Origin of the sequence: Enterobacter sp. MGH 37 (assembly GCF_000534515.1) — a bacterium.
GTDB lineage: Bacteria > Pseudomonadota > Gammaproteobacteria > Enterobacterales > Enterobacteriaceae > Enterobacter > Enterobacter kobei.
Map to the genome: position 1 here is coordinate 461,329 of NZ_KI973206.1, position 15,368 is coordinate 476,696.

The 15,368-nt window shown below is 56.4% G+C and carries 12 protein-coding genes and 1 riboswitch; of the genes, 7 read left to right on the forward strand and 5 right to left on the reverse strand.

Going from position 1 to position 15,368, the window contains the following annotated elements; genetic code table 11:
- The first annotated feature begins 360 nt into the window (after positions 1 to 360).
- From L383_RS08960 to L383_RS08945, 4 genes are all read left to right on the forward strand, one after another.
- Entirely contained in the window at positions 361 to 921 is a 561-nt protein-coding gene (locus tag L383_RS08960; RefSeq protein ID WP_014885263.1) for a fimbrial protein, read from the forward strand.
- Between the two features lie 75 nt (positions 922 to 996).
- On the forward strand, positions 997 to 3,435 hold the full coding sequence (locus tag L383_RS08955; protein WP_032629503.1) for a fimbria/pilus outer membrane usher protein: 2,439 nt from the start codon (positions 997 to 999) through the stop codon (positions 3,433 to 3,435).
- 6 nt (positions 3,436 to 3,441) lie between these two features.
- The gene (locus L383_RS08950) at positions 3,442 to 4,203 is read left to right on the forward strand and encodes a fimbrial biogenesis chaperone (protein ID WP_032629504.1); all 762 of its coding nucleotides are present in this window, start codon (positions 3,442 to 3,444) and stop codon (positions 4,201 to 4,203) included.
- Positions 4,187 to 5,248 carry a type 1 fimbrial protein gene (locus L383_RS08945; protein WP_014885266.1) on the forward strand — a complete coding sequence of 354 codons (1,062 nt, stop codon included), beginning with the start codon at positions 4,187 to 4,189 and terminating at the stop codon, positions 5,246 to 5,248. Before L383_RS08950 ends, L383_RS08945 begins: the two co-directional genes overlap by 17 nt.
- 44 nt (positions 5,249 to 5,292) lie before the next feature.
- Here the strand turns inward: L383_RS08945 and ribB are convergent, their stop codons facing one another.
- A complete protein-coding gene (gene ribB, locus L383_RS08940) occupies positions 5,293 to 5,946 on the reverse strand; it encodes a 3,4-dihydroxy-2-butanone-4-phosphate synthase (RefSeq protein WP_014885267.1) in 654 nt (217 codons plus the stop codon).
- 106 nt (positions 5,947 to 6,052) lie between these two features.
- Positions 6,053 to 6,203, reverse strand: a riboswitch (FMN riboswitch).
- A 119-nt stretch (positions 6,204 to 6,322) separates the two neighbouring features.
- Between ribB and ubiK the strand changes: the two genes are divergently transcribed.
- The gene (ubiK, locus tag L383_RS08935; RefSeq protein WP_014885268.1) at positions 6,323 to 6,619 is read left to right on the forward strand and encodes a ubiquinone biosynthesis accessory factor UbiK; all 297 of its coding nucleotides are present in this window, start codon (positions 6,323 to 6,325) and stop codon (positions 6,617 to 6,619) included.
- 101 nt (positions 6,620 to 6,720) lie between these two features.
- Here the strand turns inward: ubiK and hldE are convergent, their stop codons facing one another.
- From hldE to L383_RS08920, 3 genes are read right to left on the reverse strand one after another with little or no spacing between them, the layout of a single operon-like run.
- Entirely contained in the window at positions 6,721 to 8,151 is a 1,431-nt protein-coding gene (gene hldE / locus L383_RS08930; protein WP_014885269.1) for a bifunctional D-glycero-beta-D-manno-heptose-7-phosphate kinase/D-glycero-beta-D-manno-heptose 1-phosphate adenylyltransferase HldE, read from the reverse strand.
- A 40-nt stretch (positions 8,152 to 8,191) separates the two neighbouring features.
- Positions 8,192 to 11,047: a bifunctional [glutamate--ammonia ligase]-adenylyl-L-tyrosine phosphorylase/[glutamate--ammonia-ligase] adenylyltransferase gene (glnE, locus tag L383_RS08925; protein ID WP_023331323.1), complete on the reverse strand. Its 2,856-nt coding sequence runs from the start codon at positions 11,045 to 11,047 to the stop codon at positions 8,192 to 8,194.
- Positions 11,048 to 11,068: 21 nt separating this feature from the next.
- Positions 11,069 to 12,370 carry a CYTH domain-containing protein gene (locus L383_RS08920; RefSeq protein ID WP_023331324.1) on the reverse strand — a complete coding sequence of 434 codons (1,302 nt, stop codon included), beginning with the start codon at positions 12,368 to 12,370 and terminating at the stop codon, positions 11,069 to 11,071.
- A gap of 229 nt (positions 12,371 to 12,599) precedes the next feature.
- Here L383_RS08920 and L383_RS08915 point away from each other — a divergent pair, with 229 nt between their 5' ends.
- Complete coding sequence (locus L383_RS08915) at positions 12,600 to 13,220, forward strand: TIGR04211 family SH3 domain-containing protein (RefSeq protein ID WP_014885272.1); 621 nt, start codon at positions 12,600 to 12,602, stop codon at positions 13,218 to 13,220.
- Between the two features lie 60 nt (positions 13,221 to 13,280).
- A complete protein-coding gene (locus L383_RS08910; protein ID WP_014885273.1) occupies positions 13,281 to 14,522 on the forward strand; it encodes a multifunctional CCA addition/repair protein in 1,242 nt (413 codons plus the stop codon).
- 13 nt (positions 14,523 to 14,535) lie between these two features.
- Here the strand turns inward: L383_RS08910 and bacA are convergent, their stop codons facing one another.
- Positions 14,536 to 15,357 carry an undecaprenyl-diphosphate phosphatase gene (gene bacA, locus L383_RS08905; protein ID WP_023331326.1) on the reverse strand — a complete coding sequence of 274 codons (822 nt, stop codon included), beginning with the start codon at positions 15,355 to 15,357 and terminating at the stop codon, positions 14,536 to 14,538.
- Positions 15,358 to 15,368 lie beyond the last annotated feature (11 nt).

Here is a 15,368-nt window from a genome sequence, read left to right on the forward strand (position 1 = left end):
GCCAGGCAGCAGGCATCGGCGGTGGCAAACATACTAAAAATTAATAAATTCAATGAAAAAATAGTACTCACTGATAGTCTCTTTTTTTTACACGTATTTTTACATTTATTTATTTCCTGAAAGTCAACTTTTAAATAAGACATTATTATCGCTAATATCAACATGTTCTCACGTGGATAAAAATCCATTTTTCGCTGTTAATCCGATACTAAAGATCACTTCAAATTATATTTTAATGTTGACTACATTTATTTTTAAGAGCAATTAATCGCACTCACTCTTTTTTCACAGGTATAATCTCATGGTAATTTTCTGAAAATTAATATTCAGAGTATGAATTCATTGAAAAAGGATATTTTCATGCATGCAGGTAAAAAAGCACTGTTAGCCGTTGCGATGGCAACAATTGTCTCTGGTTCAGCATTTGCCGCCGATCAGGGCTCCGGGAAAATTAAATTTAAAGGCGTTGTTATTGACGCGCCTTGCAGCATTGCACCAGACAGCGTTGATAAAGAGGTGGATCTCGGCGAAGTGACCACCGCCGTCATCAATGCAAACAAGAAGTCCACCCCCGTAGCGGTAGATATTAACCTGCAGAACTGCGTTCTGTCAGATCCCGACGATGAGACGGCGACGCCAATAACCAAAGTGGAAGTGACGTTCAGCAGCACCGCCACCTACGCATCAGATACCAGCCTTCTGAGCAACACCTATGCAAGCGGTGCTGAAAACGTCGGTGTCCGTCTGCTGGACAACGACGAAGCAAACATCACCCTTGGCTCGGCAAAAACGGTGGATCTGCTGCCTAATTCAGACACCCAGACGCTGCACTTTAAAGCGCGCATGGAAGTGCCAACAGGTACCACTGCCACCGCGGGCCAGGTTGAAGCTAACGCCAACTATGTGCTGATGTATAAATAACGATTAAACATGATCCGTTATACCGACTGGTGATGTTTACCAGTCGGCTTTTTTATTTATTCGAGTAACAGAATGATGAAAAATAAATCACAATCGATAATCATCATTACTGCCATCTTGCTTGCGCACGCCGCCTCTGCCACTGAATTTAATATTAATGCTATCGATAAAGATTTAAGGTCTGGCATTGATCTTTCTCGCTTTAAAGAAGAGACGTCCGTTACGCCAGGACGTTATTTTGTCACCGTCGCGATCAACGATATTCCACTGGCAAACGGCTGGGAACTGACCTGGAAAGAGGTTGATAACAAAGCCGAAGTCTGTATTCCCGCAGAACTGGCAGACACCTTTGGCTTGCAGGACACTATTCGTCAGACCCTAACGCTTAAACAGGGCTGCGTGGATTTTACCCCGCAGGCGGATATTAAATTCCGCTTCGAGCAATCAACCCAAACGCTGCACGTCACCGTACCTCAGGCCATGATGCAATTTCGTCCGAACGACTGGATGCCCCCCTCCACCTGGGACAACGGCGTGGCCGGCGTGCTGCTGGACTACAACCTCTTTGCCAGCCATTATCAGCCGCAGGAAGGTAGCAGCACGGATAACGCGAACGCCTACGGTACCGCAGGTGCCAACCTGGGTGCATGGCGGCTACGTAGCGATTATCAGTACAATCAAACGCATGCCGAGGGAGGGTCAACCCATAACGGCCGCTTCTCACGCGTCTATATGTTCCGTCCTCTGCCGACGCTTGGCGCGAAACTGACGCTGGGTGAGACAGACTTTCAGTTCGCTATCTTTGATGCCTTTACCTATACCGGGGCGTCGCTGATCAGCGATGAGCGCATGCTGCCCTGGTCTCTTCGCGGCTATGCACCGCAAATCGCCGGGATTGCGCAAACTAATGCCACCGTCACGGTGAGTCTCGCCGACCGCGTGATTTATCAAACTAAGGTGCCACCCGGCCCGTTTGTCATTCAGGATTTGAACCAATCCGTCCAGGGCACGCTGGACGTTAAAATTACCGAAGACGATGGCCGCGTGAGCACGTTTCAGGTGTCCGCCGCCTCCGTGCCCTTCCTGACGCGCAAGGGCCAGGTTCGCTACAAGCTTGCCGTGGGCAAACCCCGCGAAGATGCATCGCATGCCCTTGAAGACAGTGCCTTTATGAGCGGCGAGTTCTCGTGGGGCCTGTTCTCCAACACCTCACTGTACGGCGGCACGCTCGCCGATGGCGATAACTATCGCTCCATCGCAGCGGGCATCGGGCAAAACCTCGCGCTGATCGGGGCCCTCTCCTTCGATGTGACCCAGGCGACCAGCCAGCTCCCGAACAAACCCTCTCAGACGGGTTACAGCTATCGCTTCAACTACAGCAAACGCTTTGATACCACGGGAAGCCAGCTTACCCTGGCCAGCTACCGCTACTCCGACCCGCAGTTCCTCAGCTACGCACGCTTCCTGGACAGCGAGAATAATGACAGCCAGTCGGAAAAACAGACGTTTAGCATCACGGCCAGCCAGTACATTCCCGCGCTGTCACTCAATCTCTACCTTAGCCTGCTCCGACAGACCTGGTGGGACGAAGCGCCATCCAATACGGGCAGCCTGACCGCGGGGTATAACTTCGATCTGGGCCGCTGGAAAAACCTTGGCGTTTCGGCATCGTTCAGCAAAACCCACTATCAAGATCGCGAGGACGACAATCAGTTCTACCTGTCTCTCAGCGTGCCGCTGGATCCTGACCATCGCCTCAGCTATGACCTGCGCAACAGCGACAACCTGAGCCAGACCGTCTCGTGGTACGACACCTCTGACAAGAACAACACCTGGGGCGTTTCTGCCGGTACCGAAAGTCAGCAGACCGATGCAGGCGCGCAGTTCAGCGGAAACTACCAGCACTACTCCCCGCTCGGCGATCTCAACGTTTCCGGAAGTTATAAGGCGAATGACTACAGCTCCCTCAGCGCCAGCTGGAATGGGTCCTTCACCGGTACGGCAAAAGGCATGGCCCTGCACCGCCGCAGCTACGGCAACGAACCGCGTGTCATGGTGAGCACGGACGGCATCAGCAATATTCCGCTCAACATGTCGCGGGACCAGACCAACGCCTTCGGGATCGGGGTGCTTCCTTCGTTCTCCAGCTACTCACCGTCGAGCGTGCAGGTCAATCTGAACGATCTCCCCGAAGGCGTAGACGTGGATAACCGCGTCATGACTTCGACCTGGACAGAAGGGGCCATCGGCTACCGCCAGATCGCCACCCGGGCGGGAAATGATGTTCTGGGCATCCTGCGAACCGCGTCAGGCATGCCGCCGCTGGGTGCCCGCGTCCAGATGGCGGATAGCGGTAAAGACGTGGGTATCGTCGCCGACGAGGGCCATGTCTGGCTGGGTGCCGTACAGCCCGAGCAGCAATTCCTGGTAACCTGGGGCGACGCCAGCCAGTGTCGCTTCACGCTACCTTCACACCTCACTAACCTTTCGCAGCTTATGCTGCCGTGTCAGTAAATTATGATGAAACTCACTCCACTGAAAAGCCTGTGCCTGATGTTGATCGGTACAGCATTCGCCACCCAGGCGGCCATCAATCTGGATCGTACCCGCATCGTCTTTCCCGAAACCGACAAGGCCAGCAGCCTGAAGGTCGATAACCAGAGCAAAACGCTCCCCTATCTTGCGCTCTCCTGGATCGAAGACGAAAACGGTCGTAAGGAAGACAGCCACTTTATGGCGCTTCCTCCGATCCAGCGCATTGAGCCCGGATCGTCATCCCAGGTCAGGATCGTGAAGCAGGCGGCCACCAGCGCGCTGCCAAAAGATCGGGAATCGCTCTTCTACTTCAACCTGCGCGAAGTGCCACCAAAAAGCGCCAGCCTCGACGATGATCGCAGCGTCATGCAGGTCGCCATGCAGAGCCGTATCAAGCTGTTCTGGCGCCCGAAGGCTATCGTGAAAAAAGCAGGCGATCGTTCTGAAATGCGCATGGAGGTGACGGCAACGGCAAAAGGGCTGACAATTCATAACCCTACACCTTATTACCTCACCCTCGCCTGGCTAAGCAAAAATGGTAAAACCATGCTGCCCGGCTTTGACAGCCTGATGCTGGCACCTTTTGCCAGCGCCTCTGTCACCACCGGTGGCTATCACGGCAGCTATTACAGCATTGGTTATATCGACGATTACGGCGCACTGCGAAAGCTTGACGCAACCTGTCAGGGGACGTCGACCTGCCAACTTAAGGATGCGAAGGCCACAAGCGATGCGAAAGCTCACTAATGTTTTGATCGCGATGCTGCTGGCGCTGCTGCCCTTAAAAGCCGCGCTGGCGCTCGATTGCTATCTGGGCGCTCAGGGCGGCCCGGTGGAAGAGACAAAAACGATCAGTCCGTTTGCTATCCCCAGCAATGCACAGGTGGGGCAAAAGATCTGGGAATCTGACGACATTAAAATCCCGGTCACCTGTAACCACGATGTGGCCGGCAGCTTCGAAAAAGAGGACGTCTATGCCTGGGTCAACCCCTATCCAGCCGCTTCCGACCCTTACTACGAGCTGGGGGTCACCTATGAAGGCATGGATTATGACGCGACGGGGCAGCCAAACGGCGTAGATACCCGCCAGTGCCTTGATAATAACAACATCACCATGTACACCCCGGAACAAATTAAGCAAATGGGGTGGGAGAACCGGCTATGCTCAGGCAATGCCAATGATATTCACACCACGCGCACGTTCATTGCCCGACTGCGCCTTTACGTTCGTATAAAGGCCGTTCCGCCGCACGGCTACAAAAGTTCGCTGGGGGACTACGTCGTGGTGCAGTTTGACGGAAAAGGCGGGGTTAACCAGATGGCCGATGCAAAAAACCTCAAGTACCACATTAACGGGTTAGAAAACATTACCGTCCTCGACTGCGGCGCAACCTTCAGTATTTATCCTGAGAACCAGGAGATTGATTTCGGTACCTTCAGTGCGCGCGACATCGTGAATCAGCAAACGCGCAACCGCACCTTTACGGTTAAAACCACGAAAGTGCAGGACGCCCAGTGTTCAGATGGCTTTAAAATGGACTCATCGTTTTACACGACGGAGTCGCTCTCCGAAAACGATACTGCCCTGTTGATTGGAAATGGCTTAAAGCTACGTATCCTCAATGGAACCCAGCCTTATACCTTCAACCACTACGAAGAGTATGCGGATTTCACCGGGAGTACATTGAACTATGAACAAACCTATACGGCGGAGCTCTCCCCCGACGCGGGAAAAGCCATTCAGTCAGGTCCGTTCGAAACGGTGGTGCTGTTTAAAATTAACTACCACTAGCCACAAAAAAGCCGGGTTTCCCCGGCTTTTTCACATCAGCGGTTTCAGCTGGCTTTGCGCTCGTGCGCCTGGCGGTACTCCACCAGATCTTCAATCGTGACTACCGGCATGTTGTGCAGACGCGCAAAGGTGATGCACTCCGGCGCGCGCGCCATGGTGCCATCATCGTTAGTCAATTCACACAGCACGCCAGCAGGTTTAAAGCCTGCCAGGGTCACCAGATCGATCGTCGCTTCGGTATGACCACCACGGGTCAGCACGCCGCCCGGCTGCGCACGCAGCGGGAAGACGTGGCCAGGACGGTGCAGATCGGAGGGTTTCGCCCCATCCGCAATGGCTGCACGCACGGTGGTCAAACGGTCAGCCGCCGACACACCAGTGGTTACGCCATGTGCAGCTTCAATGGTCACGGTAAAACCGGTCCCGAAGGCGCTGGTGTTATTTTCAACCATCATTGGCAGATCAAGCTGCTGGCGGCGTTCTTCGTTGATACACAGGCATACGATGCCGCTACCGTGACGGATGGTCAGCGCCATCTGCTCAACGGTCATGTTTTCGGCAGCGAAAATCATGTCGCCTTCGTTTTCACGGTTTTCATCGTCAAGCACCATCACACCGCGGCCTTCGCGCAGTGCATCCAGTGCATGTTCAACACGTTGAATTGAAGTGCCAAAAGAGGAAAGTAGCGTCTGATTCATGGTAAAAAAACCTCATTAACATTATGGTTACCAGAATCAGGGCAGTCTTAGGAGCGCCGAACAAGCGGCAAAAAGATAACGTGAGCGGGCCCATGCCCGACTGGATCGTTACTCTCTCCCATCCGGACTCTAACCGTCGGCCCCGGAATTACACCGGATCTGCTGACCTTTGAGTAGTCACCCAAAGCGCTCGCGGGCTTTCAGCGTGAAGCTGATTTACCGCCGGTGGGGAATTTCGCCCCGCCCTGAGAATAAGCGAGATAACTATAACGCTATTGATTATGCTGGGCAATGCATAAGCATCAAACAATTTTGTTTACCCCGGGCATGACGCGCTACAATGGACACTGACACCTTTCCATCAAGGGAAACGACAATGATTGACCCAAAGAAAATTGAGCAAATTGCGCGTCAGGTTCATGAATCCATGCCAAAAGGCATTCGTGAATTTGGTGATGACGTTGAGAAGAAAATCCGCCAGACGCTGCAGGCGCAGTTGGTTCGCCTTGATTTAGTTAGCCGCGAAGAGTTCGACGTGCAGACGCAGGTTCTGCTGCGCACCCGCGAGAAGCTGGCGCTGCTGGAACAGCGTCTGAGCGAGCTGGAAAACCGTCATGCACCGGAAGAAGTGAAGCCGGCACCGGCGATTCCACCGGTGGATGATCAGGCATAAGTGCGGCCTGTTGTGCCCGGTGGCGCTTCGCTTACCGGGCCTACATGATCGCGGCGCAGCCGCCACGCGACATGAAAAAAACGGGCCAACTGGCCCGTTTTTTACTGACTGTCTTTCTGGATCTTCCTGATGATGTTGGTGGTTGAACATCCGTCCTCAAAGTTGAGCACCATCACTTCGCCACCGTTGGCCCAGACCTCTTCGCTACCTGCGATTTGCTCCGGCTTGTAATCACCGCCTTTGACCAGCAGGTCCGGCAGAATGCCAGCAATCAGGCGCTGCGGGGTATCTTCTTCAAACGACACCACCCAGTCCACCGCTTCCAGCGCGCCGAGCACAATCATGCGCTGCTCCAGCGGGTTCACCGGACGTGTTTCGCCTTTCAGACGTTTGGTCGACGCATCGCTGTTGACCGCCACAATCAGACGATCGCCTAGCTTGCGCGCATTCGCCAGATAAGAGACGTGACCCGCATGAAGAATGTCGAACACGCCGTTGGTCATCACCACTTTCTCGCCGCGTTTACGCGCAGCGGCAACAGCCACTTTCAGCTCGTCTTCGGTCATGACGCCAAAACCGGTGTCGGCACGCCCGCGCACCGCGTTTTCCAGCTCGATAGGGGAAACGGTTGAGGTCCCGAGTTTGCCGACGACCACACCCGCCGCAGCGTTCGCGAAGTAGCAGGCCTCTTCCAGGGAGTTACCCGCTGCCAGCGTCGCCGCCAGCACGCCGATCACCGTATCACCGGCACCGGTCACGTCGTACACTTCCTGCGCCTGGGTTGGCATATGCAGCGGCGCTTTGCCCGGCTGCAGCAGCGTCATCCCCTGCTCGGAGCGGGTCACCAGCAGCGCAGACAGCTCGAAGTCAGCAATGATCTTCATGCCGCGTTCAACCAGTTCTTCTTCGGTTTTGCACTTGCCCGCCACCGCTTCGAACTCAGAGAGGTTTGGCGTCAGCAGCGTCGCGCCGCGATAGCGCTCAAAATCGGTGCCTTTCGGGTCAATCAGCACCGGCACGTTAGCGTTACGCGCCAGCTGAATCATCGTCTGCACGCTCGCCAGCGCACCTTTAGCGTAGTCGGACAGCACCAGCGCACCGATATTACCCAGCGCCTGGTTAATGCGCTCGTGCAGCGGCTCAGGATCAACGCCTTCAAACCCTTCTTCAAAGTCGAGGCGGATCAGCTGCTGGTTGCGCGACAGCACGCGCAGCTTGGTAATCGTTGGGTGGGTCGGAACAGAAACGAAGTCGCACTTCACGTTCACGTCCGCCAGCGACTTGCTCAGCGCACGCGCCGCATCGTCGATGCCGGTCAGGCCAACCAGACGCGACTGTGCGCCCAGGGAGGCAATGTTCATCGCCACGTTTGCCGCGCCGCCGGGACGCTCTTCAATGGTATCGACCTTAACCACCGGTACCGGCGCTTCCGGAGAGATACGGCTGGTTGGCCCATACCAGTAGCGATCCAGCATCACATCCCCGACAACCATTACTCCAGCACGTTCAAACTCTGGCAGTGTTACTTTCATTCCTGACTCCAGAAAGATTCACAATTTGCGCGCGATAATATCACACTTGATTTGTTACGCACGGCTCCACCAGCCATTTCTGCCAGCTTGCCGTCACCTGGGCGCGCTCTGCGGCAAAACAGTCCAGCGCGACATGCCCCGGCTGCTCCTGCAACGCCAGGTGATGAAGTTCATCGCGCAGCGTGGTGTAGGCGCGGGTTAAGGCCTGCGCCTCTTGCTCGTCCATAATGTCGTTTTGCGCCAGCAGTTCCAGAATGCGCACGTTATCCGACCAGCGCGTCAGCTTCGGCTTGTTGTGCGCGTGCAGCAGCACCAGATACTGAGTGATAAATTCAATATCGGTAATACCTCCCTCGTCGGCTTTAATATCAAAGCGATCGCGATGCTTATTGCCCAGATGCGCGCGCATTTTCTCGCGCATCTCGCGCACCTCGGTCTGCAACGTACTGCCCTCGCGCGGGGTGGTCATGACCGCCTTGCGAATCGCATCGAACTGCGCGTGCAGCTGCGGATCGCCATAGACCACGCGGGCACGCACCAGCGCCTGATGCTCCCACGTCCAGGCTTCGTTTTTCTGATAATCGGCGAAGGATTCCGTTGAGGTCACCAGCATGCCCGCCGCGCCGGACGGGCGCAGGCGCGCATCCACTTCATACAGAATGCCGGACGAAGTGCGGGTGCTGAACAGGTGCATAATGCGCTGGGCCAGGCGCAGATAGAACTGACGCCCGTCGATTTCGCGCTCGCCGTCGGTCATCACGTCCGCCGGGCAATCATGCAGGAAGATCAAATCCAGATCGGAGCTGTATCCCAGCTCCCAGCCGCCCAGCTTGCCGTAACCCACCACCGCGAAGCCGCGCCCTTCTCGATCGGCCAGATGTTTTGGCTGACCGTAGCGGGCCACCATCTGCACCCACGCCTGATGAACAACCGCGTCAATAATCGCTTCCGCAAGCCAGGTTAAGTGATCGCTCACTTTCATCACCGGCAGCGTTCCGGCAATATCGGCCGCCGCCACGCGCAGCATCTGTGCCTGTTTAAACTGGCGCAGCGCCTCAAGCTGTTGCTCTTCGTCCTCTTCAGGCACGCGCAGCAAATACTGGCGCAGCTCGTCACGATACGCATCCGTCGCCGTCGGCTGATAGAGCGTGTTCGGGTCGAGCAGTTCGTCCAGCAGCAGCGGGTAACGCGCCAGCTTGTTCGCCACCATCGGCGACGCGGCGCAGAGCGTTATCAGGTGCTTCAGCGCGCCCGGAAACTCGCTCAATAGCTCAAGATAGGTGGTACGCGTGATAATCCCGCTCAGCAGCGGCATCATGCGCGACAGCGGCACCGGCGCGTCTTCTCGCGAGCAGACCTCGCTCAGCAGATGCGGCATCAGATGATCCAGCACCTGACGACCGCGCGGCCCGATGGCGCGTTTGTTCAGTTCGAGACGGAAATCGGCAATTAAGGCCACCACACGATGGCGGGCATCATCGCTTAAGTGCGTCAGCACCGGCGTGGTGTCATCTTCCTGGAGCGCATCCTGCCACAGCTCGCGCCAGTGCTCGGAGAGCGCATCATCCGGGGATTCACTTTCATCGTCGCCAATCAGATCGTTAAAGATGCGGCGCACGCCTGCCATGTGTGCGTCCAGCGTTTCGGTCAGTGCCGCCCAGTCGTCCGCACCCATGCCCCAGGCCAGACGCGCCCGGTTCAGCTCATCGCCCGGCAATGTCTGCGTCTGCTCGTCATTGATGCTTTGCAGCAAATTTTCCAGACGGCGCAGGAAAAGATAGGCTTCGCGCAGGGTTTGCGCGTCGCCGTCCGGCAGCAGGTGCAGTTGCTCAATGGCGCTCAGCGTCGGCAGGAGCGAGCGCGACTGCAGCGACGGCTCTCGCCCGCCGCGAATGAGCTGGAAGACCTGAACGATAAATTCAATTTCACGAATGCCGCCCGCGCCGAGCTTAATATTGTCCTTCAGCCCACGGCGGCGGACCTCGCGGGCAATCATCCCTTTCATATTACGCAGAGACTGGATCACGCTGAAATCAATGTAGCGGCGGAAAACGAACGGGCGCAGCATGGCGCGAAGTTCGTTAGCATAAGCGTCGTCGCTGTCGCCCATGATCCGCGCTTTGACCATTGCGTAACGCTCCCAGTCGCGCCCCTGCTCCTGGTAATAATCCTCCAGCGCGGCAAAGCTCAGCACCAGTGGACCGCTGTCGCCAAACGGGCGCAGGCGCATGTCCACGCGGTAGACAAAGCCGTCCTGCGTCGGCTGGTCCAGTGCCTTGATCAGACGCTGGCCGAGGCGGGTAAAGAACTGGGCGTTGTCCAGCTCGCGGCGCCCGCCGCGCGTCGAGCCATTTTCCGGCCAGGCAAAAATCAGGTCGATATCTGAGGAGAAGTTCAGCTCGCAACCGCCCAGCTTCCCCATCCCCAGAATCAACAGCGGCTGCGGAACCCCTTCTTCACTGCACGGCGTGCCCCACTCTTTACAGCAGGCGGCGTAGAGCCAGTCTCGCGCGGCGACGATCAGCGTTTGCGCCAGCTCGCTCAACTGCTGCAACGTACTCTCTTCGCTCACCAGCGCCAGCGACTGCGCCCAGGCAATGCGTACCATCACCCGGCGGCGGAACTGACGCAGAACGCGCATCAGCGTGGCTTCATCAGCCACATCTGCCAGCGCGGCTTGCAGCCAGCTGGCATACTGCCGCCACTCATCCGCCAGCGGCGGTGCGCTCTCCAGCTCTGCCAGCCAGTCCGGGTTGGCACTCACACTTTCCTGAACAAAATCACTGAACGTGAGCACGCTTTTGGCCTGCTCACTTAACGATGACGCCGGTAAAGACTCGGGCAGACGTTCGCAAACGGTCTGCCAGTGCTGCTGTAACTGCGAAGAAAGCGGCATATCAGGGGTTCCTTGCCAGAATTAACGTTTTCCGCTGTGCAGCCAGTACGGATCCTGCGAAATGGCCTCGTTGCGGAAATGCTCGATCTCAATCTGCTGACGGGTTTCAATGGCATGCTTGAGCCCCTGCCAGTTTTCCAGCCAGGCCTGCGCCTTCACGCCCTCATACGCCCCCGACAGCAGCAACATGCTGTCGATATTACGCGCCAGACGGGGAAGCTGATCGCCGTACTGGTCACCCAGCGGATGTGCGAAGGTCGTTCTCAGCTCGGCAGCGTGACGGGAAAGATGGATATCCGCGAAGCGTTTAAAATTATCCGCGATTTTGGTCTGCGCTTTTGCATCCAGGAAGCTGCGCCAGCCGCGCGTCACCAGAAACTCGGTCAGCGCCAGTTTTGCCGCGGCGTTTTGCGGGCTGTAGATCACCGTTTGCGCGGAGACATCGGAATGCATCAGCGTTTCAGTTTGGGTCAGCAGGTCACGTAAGTGAGCACTTGCTTTACGCGGTACGATACCGCCAAACAGTGCCAGGGCATGACGCACCAGCCTAATGGCGGCCAGCACCTGTTTGCTGGCATTTTTCACGTTACGCGCCCAGAGTTCCTCATGGTACTGCCATTGAGAGAGGGCCAGATCCAGCGCCGCTTCCATGCCCTGTTCAATGCTGGCCTTCGGAACAACACGCAGAATCGGGGTCTCTCTCAGCAGGCGTGGCGCATTCCCGGCCGCCAGGTGATAACCGCGCGCCGCTTTACTCAGGCTGCCCTGACGTAAACCCGGCTGGCTCACCAGCTTGCGCGCCAGTTTCAGCACGTCGCTCGCATCCCCTTCCAGCAGTTCCAGCTCCAGCTCGCAAATAGGCTCCTGAAACTCACCCGCCTTCACTTCGCCTAAATCCAGCGCGATTTCAATGCGGCTCTTACCTTCCGTCACCAGCCATTTCTCACGGCAAAAATCGGTGCTGAACAGCGGCTGTACCTGCTCTGCCAGCGTGGCAGGCCGTTCACCTTCCGGCCAGACCTCCGCCGGGAAACGATCCAGCTCAAGTTCTGGCTTACTGATGTCGATATTGTATTCCGGGCGCTGGTGCAAACCGCCGACCACGCGGCCGGCGATTTTCATCGTCATCTCGTAGCGCCCGTTTGCGCCGCGGATGCGCAGCCCCATATCGTGGCTACGCAGCCAGTTGTCCGGCGTTTCGTAGTAGATGTTGAGCAACTGTACGGGTTCATGGTGCTCGCCGGAGAGCGTATGCAGATGCTGGCGGAGCGCGTCAACGCTATCTTTTTCGACGATAAATTTTAATTCGATTTCCTGAGCCATAGCCTTGTACTTTTGCGGGCGTCACAGACGCGTCAATGAGGGCGAACTTCCTCGCCATTTGTTTGTCAGTACATAGTATTTTGCGCCAAATTGCCATGCAATGAGCAATTTGACGGGCGTAAATGTGTAGAGTCGTGACACAGATGATTCTGATTGCTGACGAATGCTTTGCGTAGAGACACTGTTGCCACTACTATCGTTCCACTATTTATGAAAATAACGACTAATGATGCTTAAATTACGCCTGATTGGACTTACTTTACTCGCTTTTAGCGCCGCAACCGCAGTGCACGCTGAAGAGAAGCGTTACGTTTCTGACGAACTGAACACCTGGGTACGCAGTGGCCCCGGAGATAATTATCGCCTCGTGGGCACGGTGAATGCCGGCGAGGAAGTCACCCTGTTACAGACCAACGCGGACACCAACTATGGTCAGGTTCGCGACAGTACCGGTCGTACTTCCTGGATCCCGCTGAAAGAGCTGAGCACCGTACCAAGCCTGCGCACGCGCGTTCCGGATCTGGAAAACCAGGTGAAGACCCTGACCGACAAGCTGAACAACATCGACGGTACCTGGAACCAGCGCACCGCAGAGATGCAGCAGAAAGTGGCACAGAGCGACAGCGTGATTAACGGTCTGAAAGAAGAGAATCAAAAACTCAAAAACGAGCTGATCGTCGCGCAGAAAAAGGTAAACGCCGCGAATCTGCAGCTTGATGACAAGCAGCGCACCATCATCATGCAGTGGTTTATGTATGGCGGCGGCGTGCTGGGCGTGGGTCTGGTGCTGGGTCTGGTCCTGCCGCATCTTATCCCAAGCCGCAAGCGTAAAGACCGCTGGATGAACTAATTCGTCTTCTCTGCCAGACTTACGTATCATTCTGGAAAAGAGAAAACGGGAGAGTTGGGCGTGAAGAGTTATCTGGTCGGTGGTGCGGTACGTGATGCGTTGTTAGGTCTGCCGGTCAAAGATAAAGACTGGGTTGTCGTTGGCGCCACCCCGGAAGAGATGCTCGACGCGGGCTACCAGCAGGTAGGCCGCGATTTTCCCGTGTTTCTTCATCCGAAAAGCCGCGAAGAGTACGCTCTGGCGCGTACCGAACGGAAATCCGGCTCCGGCTATACGGGTTTCACCTGCTACGCCGCGCCGGATGTGACGCTGGAGCAGGATTTGCTGCGCCGCGATCTCACCATTAACGCCCTGGCACAGGACGAAAACGGCCATATCATAGATGCCTACGGCGGGCAGGATGACCTGCGCAACCGTCTTTTACGTCACGTCTCCCCGGCATTTTCTGAAGATCCGCTCCGCGTTCTGCGCGTGGCGCGCTTTGCCGCGCGTTACGCCCATCTGAGCTTCCGCATTGCGGATGAGACGATGGCGCTGATGACGGCCATGACCGAGGCGGGCGAATTAGAACACCTGACGCCGGAGCGCGTCTGGAAAGAGACGGAAAATGCCCTGACCACCCGCAACCCACAGGTCTTTTTCCAGGTCCTGCGTGACTGCGGCGCACTGAAGGTGCTGTTCCCTGAAATCGACGCGCTGTTTGGCGTACCCGCGCCGGCAAAATGGCATCCGGAAATTGATACCGGCGTGCACACGCTGATGACGCTGAGCATGGCGGCCATGCTCAGTCCTGAAGTAGACGTGCGTTTTTCCACCCTCTGCCACGATCTCGGCAAAGGCTTAACGCCGAAAGAATTTTGGCCACGGCATCATGGTCACGGCCCGGCAGGCGTAAAGCTGGTAGAAGGGCTTTGCCAGCGCCTGCGCGTGCCGAATGAGATCCGTGACCTGGCAAAACTGGTCGCGGAATTCCACGACCTGATCCACACCTTCCCGATCCTGAAACCCGCCACTATCGTGAAGCTGTTCGATAATATCGACGCCTGGCGCAAGCCGCAGCGCGTGGAGCAGATCGCACTCACCAGCGAAGCCGACGTTCGCGGCCGCACCGGGTTTGAAGCATCCGATTACCCTCAGGGGCGACTGCTGCGCGAAGCGTGGATTGTGGCAAAAGCGGTGCCGACGAAAGACGTTGTCGAGGCAGGATTTAAAGGCCCGGAAATTCGTGAAGAGCTGACGAAACGGCGAATTGAGGCCGTAACGGCGTGGAAGGAAAAACGTTGCCCTCAGCCGAAAGACTGAGGGCAGTGGGTCATCAGAAGAAGACCACGTAAACGGTAGCCGCGACAATAAAGCGGTAGATCGCGAACGGAATGAACGAGATACGCTTAATCAGCTGCAGGAAGGTTTTGATGGCAATCAGCGCCACGATAAAGGCGGTGATAAAGCCCACGGCAAACATCGGAATGTCACCCGTGGTCAGGAAGCCAATGCTTTTGTAGAGATCCAGCGCGGTGGCGCCCATCATCATTGGCACCGCCAGCAGGAACGAGAACTCCGACGCCGCGTAACGGCTCACGCCCATCAACATCCCGCCGGAAATCGTTGCCCCAGAACGGGAGAAGCCCGGCCACAGCGCCAGACACTGGAAGCAGCCAATGATAAATGCCTGACGATACGTCATATCGTCCAGCCCTTCCGCACGCGGGGTTTTAGGCTTCAGCACTTCGGCAGCAATCAGCAGGAAGCCACCGACCACCAGCGCGTACATCACGTTAATAGGGTTAAACAGCGATTTGATGGCATCGTGGAAAACCAGGCCCAGCACCACTGCGGGGATCATCCCGAGCAGAATATGAATGAGCGTCAGGCGTCCCGAGCCTTCGCCTTCACGCTGCGGCAGACGGCCAAAGTGGATGCCGATCAGGTCAAACAGGCGACGCCAGAACATCACGACCACCGCCAGAATAGAACCGAGCTGAATGACGACTTCAAACGTCTTTGCGGTATCGCCTTCAAAGCCCAGCAGATGGCCAACGATAATCATATGGCCCGTACTGGAAACTGGCAAAAACTCCGTCAATCCTTCGACCACACCCAGTATTGCCGCCACCAGCAGCGAGTGCATATCGCTCATCTATAAACCCC

Coding starts and splice junctions, on each gene's coding strand:
- hldE (WP_014885269.1), bottom strand. CDS start 8,151: ATGAAAGTAACACTGCCAGAGTTTGAACGTGCTGGAGTAATGGTTGTC.
- L383_RS08915 (WP_014885272.1), top strand. CDS start 12,600: ATGCTTAAATTACGCCTGATTGGACTTACTTTACTCGCTTTTAGCGCC.
- ubiK (WP_014885268.1), top strand. CDS start 6,323: ATGATTGACCCAAAGAAAATTGAGCAAATTGCGCGTCAGGTTCATGAA.
- glnE (WP_023331323.1), bottom strand. CDS start 11,047: ATGCCGCTTTCTTCGCAGTTACAGCAGCACTGGCAGACCGTTTGCGAA.
- ribB (WP_014885267.1), bottom strand. CDS start 5,946: ATGAATCAGACGCTACTTTCCTCTTTTGGCACTTCAATTCAACGTGTT.
- bacA (WP_023331326.1), bottom strand. CDS start 15,357: ATGAGCGATATGCACTCGCTGCTGGTGGCGGCAATACTGGGTGTGGTC.
- L383_RS08945 (WP_014885266.1), top strand. CDS start 4,187: ATGCGAAAGCTCACTAATGTTTTGATCGCGATGCTGCTGGCGCTGCTG.
- L383_RS08920 (WP_023331324.1), bottom strand. CDS start 12,370: ATGGCTCAGGAAATCGAATTAAAATTTATCGTCGAAAAAGATAGCGTT.
- L383_RS08955 (WP_032629503.1), top strand. CDS start 997: ATGAAAAATAAATCACAATCGATAATCATCATTACTGCCATCTTGCTT.
- L383_RS08950 (WP_032629504.1), top strand. CDS start 3,442: ATGAAACTCACTCCACTGAAAAGCCTGTGCCTGATGTTGATCGGTACA.
- L383_RS08960 (WP_014885263.1), top strand. CDS start 361: ATGCATGCAGGTAAAAAAGCACTGTTAGCCGTTGCGATGGCAACAATT.